Below are 15,214 nucleotides of genomic sequence, written 5' to 3'. Positions count from 1 at the left end.
AACCCGGCGCATGGCCGGGTTCTCGATAAACGCATTGATTGTCAGCTCGGCTGGCGTAGCCCGGTGATTTCCTTGTTCAGCAGGTCGATGCGCCGCGCCATGCTTTCCACCAGGCTGTGGGCGATGCGCGGGTTGCTTTCCATGAGGCTGAGGAACTGATCCTTGGGAATTACCATCACGGTGCAGGGCTGGCTGGCCAGCACGGTGGCGCTGCGTTTCTCGTTGGTGAACACCGCCATGGCGCCGAAGATCTCGTCCTTCTGTACATCACCGACCTTCACATCGTCGACGAAAGCCTCGGCATGGCCGTCGATGATGATGAATACGTGGTCGGCTTCGTCGCCCTGATTGATTAGCGCGTCGCCCTGGGCGAAATGCTTGAAGCCGGTGGCCGGACGGATCTCGGGCTGCTTGATGCGCGCCAGGGCATCGGACAGCAGCGCGGTATGCCCGACCAGGTACTGGATGAACAGCTCCTGGCGCGCTTCTTCGGCATAGATGTGCTTGAACACGTCACTGCGCGAGTAGGGGATCAAGGTCAGCGGCTCGTCGCTGGTATAGCGGCAACTCGGCAGGTCGATGCCCTGACGCAGCCCTACCAGATCACCCTCCTGGAGGTAGAACAGCGGGCGCTCGTCAACCAGTGCATGCAGGAGGCCGTTGTCGATGATGAACAGTTGATTGCTAGGCAGGTCCGCCGCCAGGTTCTCGCTGCGCTCGATCTGCAGCGGCTCACCGCAGGGGGTGAGCCCGTCGAGGAGTTTTCCGGGGATGCTTTGCAAGCGGCTGATCAGTTGGTCGGCGTAGGCCGGTTGTTCCCCGAGTAGATACATGACGGTTCCTTGGGCGGCTCATGCTGGGTGCGCACGAAAATCCCTGAAACGATAATACCCGCCGCGTTCCAGGTAAATCGGTCTCGCTGGGGCTTGTGAACCAGCGCCTGTTCCAGAGCAGGTTGACCCTGCGAAGTCGATTGATTCAACCATCGCTGGCGATAGCTTGCAGTTGCAAATTGAGGCTTTCCTTGCGGGTGATCGGCAGCTCGCTCCAGTGAATGTCGAGCAGCGCGCCCTCGATGGAATACAGCAGCACCTTGGAAGCCCGAAAGCCGCGGGCGCGCACCGCCCGATAGGCCTCGACCGCACCGTGGCGGCGCAGGTCGCTGGCATTGTGGATGCCCACCGCATGCAACCATTGCGAGGAAGTCTTGCCGAGGTTCTTGAGGGTCTGTAATTCGTCGTTCACACCGCCTCCTCGGCGGCCTGTCGCTGGCCGCTCCCGCAAAGTGTAGTGCTGTCTGACCGTGCTGCCGCAGGCAGCGCGTTACAGGCTGCTACTGATGGTTGGGATGGGTGCGGTAGCGCAGCCGGGTGCCGAAATTCATCGACATGAGGATTTCGTCCGCACTGAGTTCGATCGGGAAATAGGCCCCCGAGATCTGCGCATGGGCGATGCTGGCGCCTTCGAGCTGCGCGTTGCGAAAGTCCACGCCGCGCAGGTCGGCGCCGCGGAAATAGGCGTCGGTGAAGTCGATGCCCGTGGCGTCGAGGGTGCGCAGGTCGAGGCCCCGGAAGTCACCGCCGCGCAGGTCGATGGGCTCGCCCAGGGGGCGTTGCTGGTTGAAGGCGGCGACGTCGTCGTTGTGCAGCAGGCGGTAGAGCGGGGTGTCCAGCTGGTGCGGTTGGCTCATGGTGGCAGTCATCCGAGGGAGGCTTACTGCCAGTATAGAAGAGCTTTACCGCGCCGCTGGCCGGCCGTCAGAGGCTCGGAAAGCGCTGGCGCACCGCGCTGACCAGCTCCGCCAGGCTGGCGGCATCCGGCGTGTCGACGCGCTTGCAGTAGGGGAGTTCGGCGTCTTCCAGTGGATCCTGACTAGCGCGTTGCGCCTCGATCACCGCCAGGGTGGCATCCGACGGATCGCTGCCTTCCTCCTGACGCTGCTGCAACCAGCTGGCGAGCACAGCATCCGGCGCCTGGCAGTCGACGATCAGGAAAGGTACGCCGGTTTCATCTGCAATGCGCTGCGCCGCCTGGCGCTGTGGGCGCTTCAGGAAGGTGGCGTCGAGCACCACCGGATAGCCGGCGTGCAGGGTCAGTTCGGCCAAGTCGTTAAGGCGTTGATATACCGCCTCGCTGGCGTCCTGGCTGTAGATGCCGCCATTGAGCTCGTTTCCGATTTGCTGACCGAGCATGCGCTTGCGCTCGACATCGGAGCGGATGCGAATCGCACCCAGAGCCTCGACCAAACGCAGCGCCACCTGGCTCTTGCCGACAGCCGAGACGCCACGTGTGATCGCCAGCAGGCGCGAGGGGATGGCGCTGTAGCTTTCGGCGAGGCTGGCGTAGGCGCGGTACTGGCGCAGGATCACCGCGCGCTGCACGGCGTCCTGCTCCTGGCCGAGGCGGAACAGCGCGACCTTGGCACGCACCAGGGCGCGGTGGGTCTTGTAGAGGTTGAATAGCTTGAGCGAACCGTAATCGCCGGTGTGCTCCAGCCAGCCATTGAGCAGGCGGCGGGCCAGGCATTTGAGGCCGCGGTCTTCAAGGTCCATGACCAGGAAGGCAGTGTCCAGAGCGATGTCGGTGAAGCGGAAGGGCTCGTTGAACTCGATGCAGTCGAACAGCGTGGCGCGACCGTCCAGCAGGGTGGCGTTACCCAGGTGGATGTCGCCGTGGCACTCGCGGATGAAGCCGTCACGCGCCCGCGCTTCCAGCTCGGGCCACAGGCGCTCCAGGCTGCTCTCGGTCCAGGCTTCCAGGGCATCGAGCTGCTGCAGGTCGGCTTTGTCGCTGAGCATCGGGCGGATCTGCTCGAAGTTCTGGCGCAGCGGGGCGACGATGGCGGTGGCGTTGCACAACTCGTGGTCGGCCGCGACCACGGGGGTGTCAGCGTGAAAGTCGGCGATCTGCTTGGCCAGGGCGTCGATATGCGACTCATTGAGCTCGCCGCGCGCCTGCACCTGGGCCAGTAATTGTTCCTGAGGGAACTGGCGCATCTTCAGGGCGTATTCGAATGCTGGGCCGGCGCCGCCCATCAGCGGGGCCTCGGCGCTACCGCTGATCGGCAAAACCTCCAGATACAGGTCCTGAGTCAAACGCTGATTGAGGCGCAGCTCCTCCTCGCAGAAGTGTTTGCGTGCTTCGAGCGAGGTGAAGTCGAGAAAGCCGAAATTCACCGGCTTCTTGATCTTGTAGGCGAAGGGACCGGTCAGCACGACCCAGGAAATATGGGTCTCGATGACACTGAAACCGCTCACCGGATGCGGATAAAGGGCCGGGTTCTGCAAGGCGGTAATGAGGGCTTGGCTCACGGGCGATCCTTGGCTTCTAGAAGTGGGAACAGGCGCGCATTATGGGCCCTAGCTTGCGGACTGCAAACCGCTGGCGGTCGCTGCCGGCGCTTCGCAAAGTGCGTATAATGCCGCGCCATGACTCGTACCCGATCTTCCCGCTCCCGTTCCAAACGCCGCCCCCGTGGCATGCGCCCCTTGCTGGGCTGGGCTGTAAAGCTCGGCCTGGTCGGCCTGGTGCTGTTCGCCGGTTTTGCGGTTTACCTCGATGCCATCGTCCAGGAGAAATTCTCCGGCAAACGCTGGACCGTTCCGGCCAAGGTCTACGCCCGGCCACTTGAGCTGTTCGTCGGCCAGAAGCTGGCCAAGGACGACCTGCTCAAGGAAGTCGACGCCTTGGGCTATCGCCGTGAAAGTGCCGTGGATGGTCCTGGCGGCGTGGCCGTTTCCGGCAATAACGTGTCGCTTTATTCGCGCGGCTTCCAGTTCTACGAGAGTGCCGAGCCGGCCCAACAGGTCAATGTGCGCTTCTCCGGTGACTACGTCGCCTCGCTGACCAAATCCGACGGCAAGGACCTGGCCGTGGCACGCCTGGAACCCATGCTGATTGGCGGCCTGTATCCGGCGCATCAGGAAGACCGCGTGCTGATCAAGCTCGATCAGGTGCCGGCCTATCTGGTGGAAACCCTGGTGGCGGTCGAGGACCGCGACTTCTTCGAACACTTCGGCGTATCGCCCAAGGGCATCGCCCGGGCCATCTGGATCAACGCCTCGGCCGGCCAGCTGCGTCAGGGTGGCAGCACCCTGACCCAGCAACTGGTTAAGAACTTCTACCTGACCAACGAGCGCAGCCTGACCCGCAAGATCACCGAAGCGATGATGGCGGTGCTGCTGGAGCTACACTACGACAAGCGCGAAATCCTCGAAGCCTACCTAAACGAGGTGTTCCTCGGTCAGGACGGCCAGCGCGCCGTGCATGGTTTCGGTCTGGCCAGCCAGTATTTCTTCAGCCAGCCGCTGTCCGAGCTCAAGCTCGATCAGGTGGCGCTGCTGGTCGGTATGGTCAAGGGGCCGACCTACTACAACCCGCGCCGCAACCCGGAGCGGGCGCTGAATCGCCGTAACATGATCCTCGACCTGCTGGCCGAGCAGGGTGTGGTATCGCCCGAAGAGGCGGCCGCCGCCAAGGCACGTCCATTGGGCGTGACCCAACGCGGCAGCATGGCCAATGGCTCGTTCCCGGCGTTCCTGGATCTGGTCAAACGTCAGCTGCGCCAGGACTACCGCGACGAAGACTTGACCGAGGAAGGCCTGCGCATCTTCACCAGTTTCGATCCGATCCTGCAGATCAAGGCCGAAGAGGCCCTGGCCGATACCTTCAAGCGTCAGGCCGGCCGCAAGGGCGCCGACGAGGTGGAAGCCGGCATGGTGGTGACCAATCCGGAAACCGGCGAGATCCAGGCGCTGATCGGCAGCCGTCAGGCACGCTTCGCCGGCTTCAACCGCGCTTTGGACGCTGTTCGTCCGATTGGCTCGCTGATCAAACCGGCCATCTACCTGACGGCCCTGGAGCGTCCGAGCCAGTACACCCTGACCACTCGCGTGCAGGATGAACCCTTCTCGGTGAAGGGCCAGGACGGCCAGGTATGGAAGCCGCAGAACTACGATCGCAAGGCCCACGGCAGCATTTACCTGTATCAGGGCCTGGCGCATTCCTACAACCTTTCCACCGCCAAACTCGGCCTGGAACTGGGCGTGCCAAATGTGCTCAAAACCCTCGAGCGCCTGGGCGTGTCTCGCCAGTGGCCGGCTTATCCGTCGATGTTGCTGGGTGCTGGTGCGCTGACCCCGATGGAAGTCACGGGTATGTACCAGACCATCGCCAGTGGCGGCTTCAATACGCCGCTGCGCGGTATCCGCAGCGTGCTGACCGCCGAGGGCGAACCGCTCAAGCGTTATCCGTATCAGATTCAACAGCGTTTCGACGCTGGTGCCATCTACCTGCTGCAGAACGCCATGCAGCGCACCATGCGCGAAGGCACCGGCCGCTCGGTCTACAGCCAATTGCCAAGTTCGCTGACCCTGGCAGGCAAGACTGGTACCAGTAATGACTCGCGTGACAGCTGGTTCGCTGGCTTCAGCCAGGATCTGCTGGCCGTGGTGTGGATGGGCCGTGACGACAACGGCCCGACGCCGTTCACCGGCGCGACCGGCGCGCTGCAGGCTTGGACCGGTTTCATGCGGCGCGCTGACCCGCTGCCGCTGGACATGCCGGTGCCGGATAACGTGGTGATGGCTTGGGTGGATGCAGCGACCGGGCAGGGCTCGGCGCAGAATTGTCCGGGTGCCGTACAGATGCCGTATATTCGCGGCAGCGAACCGGCACCGGGCACAGGTTGTGGTATTCAGGCGCCCGTCGACTCGGTGATGGACTGGGTGAAAGGCTGGTTGGAATAAGAGAGGTTTGCCGTGAGCAAGTGGTTGATTCCCGTTTTGACCGCCTCGGTGGTTCTGGGTGGCTGTGCCAGCGTTCCGCGTGGTTCCATCCCGGTTGTGGATTCCGGTAGTTCGGCTTACGAGCAGGACGACCGCCCAGGCGGTGGTTACAACAATGCGCCGCAGCAACAGCAGCAGGCGCAGTCCATGCCTGAGGATTCCGGCGTGGTGGTGATGGTGCCGGGCGGCGGCGCGCCTTCGTCGGCGCCGATCGACACCTACTCGGCCCCGGCCGGTGCGCCTGCCAACAGCGGTGGCCTGACCTTCGACGAGCCACCGCTGAGCAGCGAGCCGCTGGGTTCGCCCAATTACGGCAACTCGGCACCATCCCAGTCATCGACGCCAAGCGGCATTCCCAGCGGTAACGCTGGTGGCGGTCTGGCGGCCGACGAGCAGCTCGATGGCCCTGTGCTGGCGCTGCTGACCAGCGCCCAGCAGCAACAGACCGGTGGTGACCTCAATGGCGCCGCGTCCAGTCTGGAGCGCGCCCAGCGTATCGCCCCACGTGAGCCGCAGGTTCTGTATCGGTTGGCTGAAGTGCGTCTGGCCCAGGGTGACGCTGCCCAGGCCGAGCAGTTCGCCCGTCGTGGCCTGAGCTACGCCAATGGCCGCCCGGCGCTGCAAGCCAGCCTGTGGCAGCTGATCGCCAAGTCCCGTGAGCAGCAAGGCGACGCCGCTGGTGCTTCCCAGGCTCGCGAGCGGGCTCGGGTCAATCTGTGAGTGCTGCGTCGTCTGCCCTGGTTGCCGATCAGCTGTTGCTGATCGAGCGGGCGCTGCGAGTTCAGGGTTTGTGGGAAGCTTGCGCGCCGAGCGTGGAAGCGCTGTCCAGCGAGCAGCCGTTCTGCGTCGACACCCTGGATTTTTCCCAGTGGCTGCAGTGGATATTCCTGCCCCGCATGAAGGTCATCATCGAAGCGGGCGCTGACCTGCCGGCCGTGTCGGGCATCCTGCCCATGGCCGAACAGGTCTATGGTGCCGACAATTACGAGGCCGCCGCGCTGCTCAAGGCGCTGGGCGACTTCGACCGGCTGATCAGCGCGGGCCGTTAGGGCCCGCTACTGTTTACTGGCAATTATCCTTGATCGCCTGCTTGGCGTTGGCGATGCGCTTCTGGCGCTCGTCCTCGCCCAGGCGACGCATTTCCCCGCCGTCTTCCACCCGCACTCGTGGGTTATTCTCTAGCTGCGCCAGGTTGTTGCGCTGGGTCTCGCAGTACTTCTTGCGCTGGGCTTCCTGAGCCGCCACTTCCTGCTTCACCTTGGCATCGGCCGCGGCCTGCTCGGGGTCGGCGATAGCGTCGAAGGTCGGCGCCGGTTTCGCTTCTGGCGTGGCGGAGGCAGGTGGCGCTGCCGACGGATTGACCGTGGTCGATTGCTGGCCCTGTGGCGGCTGCTCGCCAAAGTGGGTAACGCCCTGAGCGTCGACCCATTTGTAGATCGGTGCTGCCATGGCGCTCGCACTCAGGGCGAGCAGCAGACTGCTGGTGAGAATCATGCGGCGCATGGCGTTTCCTTATGCAGGGTACATCGACTGATTGAAGTGCGGGCAGCGTGAAGATGCAACGCAGGCCGCCACTATAACCAATCGGTGTTCGGCACAGTCTGGTCTGTTTCACATCGGCGCCGCTTTCGCATCGGCGTGCACGCGGGCGGCGTTGTTGCCGGATATTGCATATTCCGGCACGCATCGCTTGACTTGCCGTCAGCGAATATCAACAATCGGCTGCTCGCTGTAGTGGGGCCAGCCGCAAGCTGGCTTCAGCTCAGTAGACATGAGGCGCTACCCGCGCCGACCTTTCGTTACACCCGCAACGCGTTACCTCGCGCTGGGTGGGAAAGCCCCGCAACACATCTGGGGCAGTCCCAATACTTGCTCAGTAGTAGCTGACGTAGTCGGCGACCACAGTCGCTCATGCTCTGCTGGCAGTAAACCTACTCGGGCCGACCCTGCAAAAGGGCGGTTTTCTGGCGTAATAGAGGTGAACAACGTGGAGCTTTTATCCGGCGCTGAAATGGTCGTCCGCTCGTTGCGTGACGAAGGCGTTAAGTACATCTATGGGTACCCGGGCGGTGCCCTCCTGCACATCTATGATGCCTTGTTCAAAGAGCCGGAAGTGACCCACATCCTGGTTCGTCATGAGCAGGCTGCGACTCATATGGCGGACGGCTATGCCCGTGCCACCGGCAAGGCCGGCGTGGTACTGGTGACCTCCGGCCCGGGTGCGACCAACGCCGTGACCGGTATCGCCACCGCCTACATGGATTCGATCCCGATGGTGATCATCTCCGGTCAGGTGGCCAGCACCGTGGTCGGCACCGACGCCTTCCAGGAAGTCGACATGGTCGGCATCTCCCGCCCGATCGTGAAGCACAGCTTCATCATCAAGCATCCTTCGGAAATCCCCGAAGTGATCAAGAAGGCCTTCTACCTGGCCGAGTCCGGCCGTCCGGGCCCGGTGGTCGTCGATATCCCCAAGGACATGGGCGATCCGACCCAGAAGTTCGAATACAGCTACCCGAAGAAGGTCAAGCTGCGCTCTTACAGCCCGGCCGCGCGTGGCCATTCGGGGCAGATTCGCAAGGCGGCGGAAATGCTCGTTGCGGCCAAGCGCCCGATCATCTATTCCGGCGGTGGCGTGATCCTCGGCGGCGCGTCGGCGCAACTGACCGAACTGGCCCGTGCCCTCAACGTGCCGGTCACCAATACCCTTATGGGGCTGGGTGCCTACCCGGGCGATGACCGTCAGTTCGTCGGCATGCTCGGCATGCACGGCAGCTACACCGCCAACCTAGCCATGCATCACGCCGATGTGATCGTGGCCGTCGGCGCGCGCTTCGATGACCGCGTTATCAACGGCGAGACCGCTGCCAAGTTCTGCCCGAACGCCAAGATCATCCATATCGACATCGACCCGGCGTCGATCTCCAAGACCGTCAAGGCCGACATCCCGATCGTTGGCCCGGTGGACAGCGTGTTGACCGAAATGGTCGCCGCCCTCAAGGAAATCGAACAGGCACCGGACAAGGAATCCCAGGCCATTTGGTGGAAGCAGATCGACGAGTGGCGCGGTGGCGGCCGCCTGTTCCCTTATAACGAGGGCGACGGCAGCATCATCAAGCCGCAGACCGTGATCGAGACGCTGTGCGAAGTCACCAAGGGCGAGGCGTACGTCAGCTCCGACGTGGGCCAGCACCAGATGTTCGCAGCCCAGTACTATCGCTTCAACAAACCGAATCGCTGGATCAACTCCGGTGGTCTGGGCACCATGGGCTTCGGCTTCCCGGCCGCCATGGGTGTCAAGCTGAACTTCCCGGATGCCGATGTCGCCTGCGTGACCGGCGAGGGCAGTATCCAGATGAACATTCAGGAGCTGTCGACCTGCCTGCAGTACGACCTGCCGGTGAAGATCATCAACCTTAACAATGGCGCGCTGGGCATGGTTCGCCAGTGGCAGGACATGCAGTACAGCAGCCGTTACTCGCACTCCTACATGGAATCGCTGCCTGACTTCGTCAAACTGGCCGAGTCCTATGGTCACGTGGGCATGCGCATCACCGACCTCAAGGATCTCAAGTCGAAGATGGAAGAGGCGTTCGCGATCAAGGATCGCCTGGTGTTCCTCGACATCGCCGTGGATACCAGTGAGCACGTCTACCCGATGCAGATTCGTGGTGGCGCGATGCGCGACATGTGGCTGAGCAAGACGGAGCGTACCTGACATGCGTCATATCATTTCCCTGCTGCTGGAAAACGAACCGGGAGCCCTGTCACGCGTGGTCGGCCTGTTCTCCCAACGCAACTACAACATCGAAAGCCTGACCGTGGCGCCAACCGAGGACCCGACCCTGTCGCGTCTGACGCTGACCACCATCGGTCATGACGACACCATCGAGCAGATCACCAAGAACCTCAACAAGCTGATCGAGGTGGTCAAACTGGTGGACCTGTCGGAAAACGCCCACATCGAGCGCGAGCTGATGCTGGTCAAGGTCAAGGCCACTGGCGCCCAGCGCGCCGAGGTCAAGCGCACCACCGACATCTTCCGTGGGCAGATCGTCGACGTGACGCCGAGCGTGTACACCATCCAACTGGCTGGTACCAGCGACAAGCTGGACAGCTTCATCCAGGCCATCGGCACTGCGTTGATCCTGGAAACCGTACGCAGTGGTGTCACCGGTATCGCCCGCGGCGACAAGGTGCTGAGCATCTGATCGCATCGCTCCAACCAAGAACCCCGCCACGTGCGGGGTTTTTTATGCCTGGATTTCGTTACTGACGGTTCCAGAAGGCAGCGATCAGCGGATCTTTGAGGCGCTTTTGCAGGGCAAACAGACCGATGTCGTATTCGGTCAGCGGCGGCTGGATGTCGTAGAGCCGGATGCGTGCGGCCAGTAGGCTGTTGTCCAACACGATTTGCGGCACCACGCCGATACCGAAGCCCAGACTGACCATGCTGACGATGGCTTCGTTGCCGCTGACCTGGGCATAGATACGTGGCTTGATGTTGTGGTGCTTCAGCCAGCGGTCGGTGCGTGTTCGTGCCAGGCCTTCCTCCGAGAGAATCAGTGGCACGTCCTGCCAGGTGTCTGCGCCGGGATTCTTCAGCTGTTCTTCGCTGAGCAACTGCGGTGATTGCGGGCCGATGAAGCGCAGCGCCGAGCGGGTGATCGACTGGAATTCAACGCCAGCAGGCAAATTGTCCGGACGGGCGCCGATGGCCAAGTCTTCCAGGCCTTGCTGCACTCGCTCGACGGCCTTGGCCGGGTCGCCGGTGTGCAGCTTCATTTCGATGCGCGGGTAGTCCTGGCGGAAACTGCTGAGAATTTCATAAAGGAAGCTGTAACTCGCCGTCACCGAGCAGTACAGCGACAGCTCACCGTGCAGCACCAGCTGATCCTGCTTGAAGGTCTGGCGGATGGCCTGCCAGCCATTCATGACGTCGCTGGCGTATTCGCGAAATTGCTGGCCTTCGCGGGTCAAGCGCACCGAGCGGTTGTCGCGCACGAACAGCGGTGCTCCGACTTCATCCTCGAGCTGTTTGATGCTGCGGCTCAGAGCAGAAGGGCTGACATGCTGCTCGCGGCTGGTCTTGCCGAAGTGCAGGTTGTCAGCGAGTGAGAGAAAAAGGCTGAGTGCGTGAGTATCCATTTGTGTTTCATATACCGGCATGCAGTATTGCGAATATATCATTTTACGCAATGGGGCGAATCACTTAAGGTGGCTCTGTCGCGGTGCTCTGGCACCCCATCCCTTTCGATACACAAGAGCCAAGAACATGAAAGTTTATTACGACAAAGACTGTGACCTCTCGATCATCCAAGGCAAGAAAGTTGCCATCATCGGTTACGGCTCCCAGGGCCACGCTCAGGCGTGCAACCTGAAGGACTCCGGTGTCGACGTCACCGTCGGTCTGCGTAAAGGCTCTGCTACCGTTGCCAAGGCTGAAGCTCACGGCCTGAAAGTTGCCGACGTGGCTTCCGCCGTCGCCGCTGCCGACCTGGTAATGATCCTGACCCCGGACGAATTCCAGGGCGCTCTGTACAAGAACGAAATCGAGCCGAACATCAAGAAGGGCGCCACCCTGGCGTTCTCCCACGGCTTCTCGATCCACTACAACCAAGTCGTTCCGCGTGCCGACCTCGACGTGATCATGATCGCGCCGAAGGCTCCGGGCCACACCGTTCGCACCGAGTTCGTCAAAGGCGGCGGCATCCCTGACCTGATCGCCGTTTACCAAGACGCTTCGGGCAATGCCAAGAACGTCGCCCTGTCTTACGCTTCGGGCGTTGGCGGCGGCCGCACCGGCATCATCGAAACCACCTTCAAGGACGAGACCGAAACCGACCTGTTCGGCGAGCAGGCTGTTCTCTGTGGCGGTACCGTCGAGCTGGTCAAAGCCGGTTTCGAAACCTTGGTCGAAGCGGGCTACGCGCCGGAAATGGCCTACTTCGAGTGCCTGCACGAACTGAAGCTGATCGTTGACCTCATGTACGAAGGCGGTATCGCCAACATGAACTACTCGATCTCCAACAACGCCGAATACGGCGAGTACGTGACCGGCCCGGAAGTCATCAACGCCGAATCCCGTCAGGCCATGCGCAATGCCCTCAAGCGCATTCAGGACGGTGAGTACGCCAAGATGTTCATCAGCGAAGGCGCCACCGGCTATCCGTCGATGACCGCCAAGCGTCGTAACAACGCTGCCCACGGTATCGAAGTGATCGGTGAGCAACTGCGTTCCATGATGCCGTGGATCGCTGCCAACAAGATCGTCGACAAAGCCAAGAACTGAGTCGCATCGATCCACGAAGAACGCGGCCCTGGCCGCGTTTTTTCGTTCTGGAACGGGGCTTCTGGTATAAAGCCCTGTAGCCAGGCCAATGTAGGGCGAACACTTGCCCGGTGGCCCGGTCGAAAATTTAAATCCGATGCAAGGTGTTGTTCATGAGCGAGCGTCCGCAAGAGCCCAATTCGTCCCGGGACGATGACAGCTTACTGCCCATCGACGAGCATATTGAGGAAGGGCATGACGACGAGGGGCGCAAGGTGCGCCATCGCGGTATCTACCTGCTGCCCAATCTGTTCACCACCGCGAACCTGTTCGCCGGCTTCTATTCCATCATCAATGCCATGAACGGCAACTTCTACGTGGCGGCTGCCACGGTGTTCGTGGCCATGGTGCTGGATGGTCTGGACGGCCGCGTCGCCCGTCTGACCAATACCCAGAGCGCCTTTGGCGCCGAGTACGATTCGCTGTCCGACATGGTTGCCTTCGGTGTCGCGCCGGCGCTGCTGGCGTTCGAATGGGCGCTGGGTAGCATGGGCAAGGTCGGCTGGATGGTCGCCTTCATCTATGTGGCCGGTGCAGCACTGCGCCTGGCGCGCTTCAATACGCAGATCGGCAGTGTCGACAAGCGCTACTTCATCGGCCTGGCCAGCCCGGCCGCTGCTGGTGTCGTCGCAGGTACCGTGTGGGCCTTCAGCGACTTCGGTATTCAGGGCTCGAACATGTCGTTCGTGGTCGCCATTCTGGTTGCGGCTGCCGGCATGCTGATGGTCAGCAACATCAAGTACAACAGCTTCAAGAACCTCGATCTTAAAGGCCGTGTGCCATTCGTGGCCATTCTGGCCGTGGTACTGGTGTTCGCCGTGGTGTTCAGCGATCCTCCGCGCATCCTGCTGCTGATCTTCCTGGCCTATGCCGCTTCGGGCCCGATTCAGTATTTGCTGCGTTTGCGTCGTCGCAAGCCAGTGGAGTGATGTAATTTCCTGCAGACTCCGTAGTCTATTGGGCAGGCCTGTCCCGATACTGCGGAGTCACTATGCTGATCAAGCTGCGTCAGTCATCCGAATGCAATGAATCGGATGTCACCCCCGAATCCATCTATCTCTCCCGTCGCACCTTTATGGGCGCTGCCGTAGCCGGGGTGGCGCTGAGCAGCATGCCCGCCTGGGCGCAATCTGCTGGCGGCGAGCGTTATGCCGAAGTCGAGGTCGGCAACGCGCCGGACTGGTTGGGCAAGCGTATCGCTGCGACCAAGTGGAATGCGGTCGCCGTCAAGGATGAGGCGATCACGCCATTCCAGGATGCGACCCACTACAACAACTTCTACGAGTTCGGCGCCGACAAGTCCGATCCGGCGGCGAACGCCGGCAGCTTGAAAACCGAGCCCTGGTCCGTGGTGATCGATGGTGAGGTTGGTAAGCCGGGGCGTTATGCGCTGGAGGACTTCCTCAAACCATATCAGCTCGAGGAGCGCATCTACCGGCTGCGATGTGTCGAGGCTTGGTCGATGGTGATTCCGTGGATCGGCTTTCCCATCTCTGCGCTGCTTGATAAGGTCGAGCCGACCTCGGCAGCCAAATACATCCGTTTCGAAACCCTTAAGGATCCCGAGAGCATGCCGGGGCAGCGCTCGAACTTCGCGTTGATCGACTGGCCATATGTGGAGGGGCTGCGTCTGGATGAGGCCATGCATCCGCTTGCAATCCTCGCCGTTGGTATGTACGGCCGCGAACTGCCCAATCAGAACGGTGCGCCGCTGCGGCTAGTGGTGCCATGGAAGTACGGCTTCAAGAGCATCAAGTCGATCGTGCGCATCAGCCTGGTCAGCGAACAGCCGAAGACCACCTGGCAAAGCATTGCGGCCCAGGAGTACGGCTTCTATGCCAACGTAAACCCCACCGTCGACCATCCGCGCTGGAGCCAGGCGCGCGAGCGCCGTCTGCCTAGTGGGCTGTTCAGCCCCAACGTGCGCGAGACCCAGATGTTCAACGGCTATGCCGATGAGGTCGCTAGTCTTTATAGCAATCTCGATCTGCGGAAGAACTATTGATGCGGCATCCGTTCTGGCGTCTTTTCGTTTTCGTGCTGGTCGCCGTATGGCCGCTGTATTGGCTGTATCAGGCCTGGTCGTTTGCCCTGGGGCCCGATCCAGGCAAGGTGTTGGTCGAGCGCCTCGGGTTGGGCGCGCTCATCCTTCTATTGATCACCCTGAGCATGACGCCTTTGCAGAAGCTCAGTGGCTGGTCGGGTTGGATGGCGGTGCGCCGGCAGCTTGGCCTGTGGTGTTTCGCCTATGGAGTTTTGCACCTGGCGGCGTATGCGGTATTCATCCTGGGGTTGGATTGGTCACAGTTGGCCGTGGAGCTGCGCAAGCGGCCTTACATTATTGTTGGGGCTATCGCGTTGTTCGGCTTGCTGCTCCTCGCTCTGACTTCAAACCGTTATAGCCAGCGGCGCCTGGGTAAGTCCTGGAAGAAGCTGCACCGCCTTGTTTACCTGATTCTGCCGCTCGCTCTGCTGCATATGTTGTGGATCGTCCGCGCGGATCTGGAGGAGTGGACGGTTTACGCCGTCATCGGTGCGCTGTTGCTGCTACTGCGCATTCCCGCTTTGATGCGCAGAATCCCGCGCATCGGCGGGGTAGGGCAGAAAGTTCAGGGAAAATGAAATAACCCCTTGACCTGAGTTTGTGGGGGCCTATAATGCGCACCACTTCCGGCGCAGCCTGATCTGAAAACTCCTTGTAGATCAACGAGTTAGACGAAAATAAAGGTTGCACGGGCGGCGAATTCGAGTAGAATGCGCCGGCATTGACAGGGTGGTTTGAGTGGTTCTGTTGATGGTTCGGTCAGGTTGATCGAAGGCGGTAAAAGAGGGTGTTGACAGCGGTTTGTAACGCTGTAGAATGCGCCTCCCGCTGGAGAGAAGATGATCTGGTCGGGCGCTGCAAGGTGTTGAGAAGAAAGAAAAAATTCTTCAAAAACAACTTGACAGCAAATGAGGGTGCTGTAAGATGCGCGCCTCGGTTGAGAAGAAAGCCTCGGCCAAACGTTCTTTAACAACTGAATCAAGCAATTCGTGTGGGTGCTTGTGAGTTAAGACTGACTGATCGCAAGATTATCAGCATCACAAGTAACACTCG

The 15,214-nt window shown here is 61.4% G+C and carries 15 protein-coding genes; 9 read left to right on the top strand and 6 right to left on the bottom strand.

Annotated features, from left to right (window positions below):
* Positions 1–41 precede the first annotated feature (41 nt).
* From PVA39_RS16690 to PVA39_RS16675, 4 genes are all read right to left on the bottom strand, one after another.
* Entirely contained in the window at positions 42–833 is a 792-nt protein-coding gene (locus PVA39_RS16690) for a Crp/Fnr family transcriptional regulator (protein WP_274125015.1), read from the bottom strand.
* A 145-nt stretch (positions 834–978) separates the two neighbouring features.
* The gene (locus tag PVA39_RS16685) at positions 979–1,245 is read right to left on the bottom strand and encodes a TfoX/Sxy family protein (protein ID WP_274125014.1); all 267 of its coding nucleotides are present in this window, start codon (positions 1,243–1,245) and stop codon (positions 979–981) included.
* A gap of 88 nt (positions 1,246–1,333) precedes the next feature.
* Complete coding sequence (locus tag PVA39_RS16680; protein ID WP_274125013.1) at positions 1,334–1,690, bottom strand: pentapeptide repeat-containing protein; 357 nt, start codon at positions 1,688–1,690, stop codon at positions 1,334–1,336.
* A 67-nt stretch (positions 1,691–1,757) separates the two neighbouring features.
* The gene (locus PVA39_RS16675) at positions 1,758–3,311 is read right to left on the bottom strand and encodes a bifunctional aminoglycoside phosphotransferase/ATP-binding protein (protein ID WP_274125012.1); all 1,554 of its coding nucleotides are present in this window, start codon (positions 3,309–3,311) and stop codon (positions 1,758–1,760) included.
* Between the two features lie 117 nt (positions 3,312–3,428).
* Here PVA39_RS16675 and mrcB point away from each other — a divergent pair, with 117 nt between their 5' ends.
* Genes mrcB through PVA39_RS16660 form a run of 3 tightly spaced genes read left to right on the top strand, consistent with a single transcriptional unit; the run spans position 3,429 to position 6,835 of the window.
* The gene (gene mrcB / locus PVA39_RS16670; protein WP_274125011.1) at positions 3,429–5,747 is read left to right on the top strand and encodes a penicillin-binding protein 1B; all 2,319 of its coding nucleotides are present in this window, start codon (positions 3,429–3,431) and stop codon (positions 5,745–5,747) included.
* 12 nt (positions 5,748–5,759) lie between these two features.
* Positions 5,760–6,506 (top strand): tetratricopeptide repeat protein, encoded by a 747-nt coding sequence (locus PVA39_RS16665; RefSeq protein WP_093505137.1) that lies wholly within the window; start codon positions 5,760–5,762, stop codon positions 6,504–6,506.
* Entirely contained in the window at positions 6,503–6,835 is a 333-nt protein-coding gene (locus tag PVA39_RS16660) for a YqcC family protein (RefSeq protein ID WP_093505135.1), read from the top strand. The genes PVA39_RS16665 and PVA39_RS16660 overlap by 4 nt, the downstream gene beginning before the upstream one ends.
* A gap of 13 nt (positions 6,836–6,848) precedes the next feature.
* Here PVA39_RS16660 and PVA39_RS16655 read toward each other — a convergent pair whose 3' ends face one another.
* Positions 6,849–7,289 (bottom strand): DUF4124 domain-containing protein, encoded by a 441-nt coding sequence (locus tag PVA39_RS16655; protein WP_274125010.1) that lies wholly within the window; start codon positions 7,287–7,289, stop codon positions 6,849–6,851.
* A gap of 484 nt (positions 7,290–7,773) precedes the next feature.
* On the opposite strand from PVA39_RS16655, the gene PVA39_RS16650 reads away from it, so the two are divergent.
* On the top strand, positions 7,774–9,504 hold the full coding sequence (locus PVA39_RS16650; protein WP_274125009.1) for an acetolactate synthase 3 large subunit: 1,731 nt from the start codon (positions 7,774–7,776) through the stop codon (positions 9,502–9,504).
* A gap of 1 nt (position 9,505) precedes the next feature.
* Entirely contained in the window at positions 9,506–9,997 is a 492-nt protein-coding gene (gene ilvN / locus PVA39_RS16645; protein ID WP_013789972.1) for an acetolactate synthase small subunit, read from the top strand.
* A 58-nt stretch (positions 9,998–10,055) separates the two neighbouring features.
* Here the strand turns inward: ilvN and ilvY are convergent, their stop codons facing one another.
* Complete coding sequence (ilvY, locus tag PVA39_RS16640) at positions 10,056–10,934, bottom strand: HTH-type transcriptional activator IlvY (protein WP_274125008.1); 879 nt, start codon at positions 10,932–10,934, stop codon at positions 10,056–10,058.
* A 127-nt stretch (positions 10,935–11,061) separates the two neighbouring features.
* Here ilvY and ilvC point away from each other — a divergent pair, with 127 nt between their 5' ends.
* The 4 genes from ilvC to msrQ all read left to right on the top strand — a co-directional run bounded on the left by ilvC (position 11,062) and on the right by msrQ (position 14,739).
* A complete protein-coding gene (gene ilvC, locus PVA39_RS16635) occupies positions 11,062–12,078 on the top strand; it encodes a ketol-acid reductoisomerase (protein ID WP_013789974.1) in 1,017 nt (338 codons plus the stop codon).
* A gap of 152 nt (positions 12,079–12,230) precedes the next feature.
* On the top strand, positions 12,231–13,046 hold the full coding sequence (gene pssA / locus PVA39_RS16630; RefSeq protein WP_274125007.1) for a CDP-diacylglycerol--serine O-phosphatidyltransferase: 816 nt from the start codon (positions 12,231–12,233) through the stop codon (positions 13,044–13,046).
* Positions 13,047–13,108: 62 nt separating this feature from the next.
* Positions 13,109–14,122 (top strand): protein-methionine-sulfoxide reductase catalytic subunit MsrP, encoded by a 1,014-nt coding sequence (gene msrP / locus PVA39_RS16625; protein WP_274125005.1) that lies wholly within the window; start codon positions 13,109–13,111, stop codon positions 14,120–14,122.
* Entirely contained in the window at positions 14,122–14,739 is a 618-nt protein-coding gene (gene msrQ / locus PVA39_RS16620; RefSeq protein WP_274125004.1) for a protein-methionine-sulfoxide reductase heme-binding subunit MsrQ, read from the top strand. The genes msrP and msrQ overlap by 1 nt, the downstream gene beginning before the upstream one ends.
* Positions 14,740–15,214: the final 475 nt, after the last annotated feature.

The sequence above is a fragment of the Pseudomonas sp. CNPSo 3701 genome (genome assembly GCF_028674975.1).
Classification (GTDB): domain Bacteria; phylum Pseudomonadota; class Gammaproteobacteria; order Pseudomonadales; family Pseudomonadaceae; genus Aquipseudomonas; species Aquipseudomonas straminea.
Note: the sequence above shows the minus strand (reverse complement) of the source record. Positions and strands in the feature narration are given on the sequence as shown.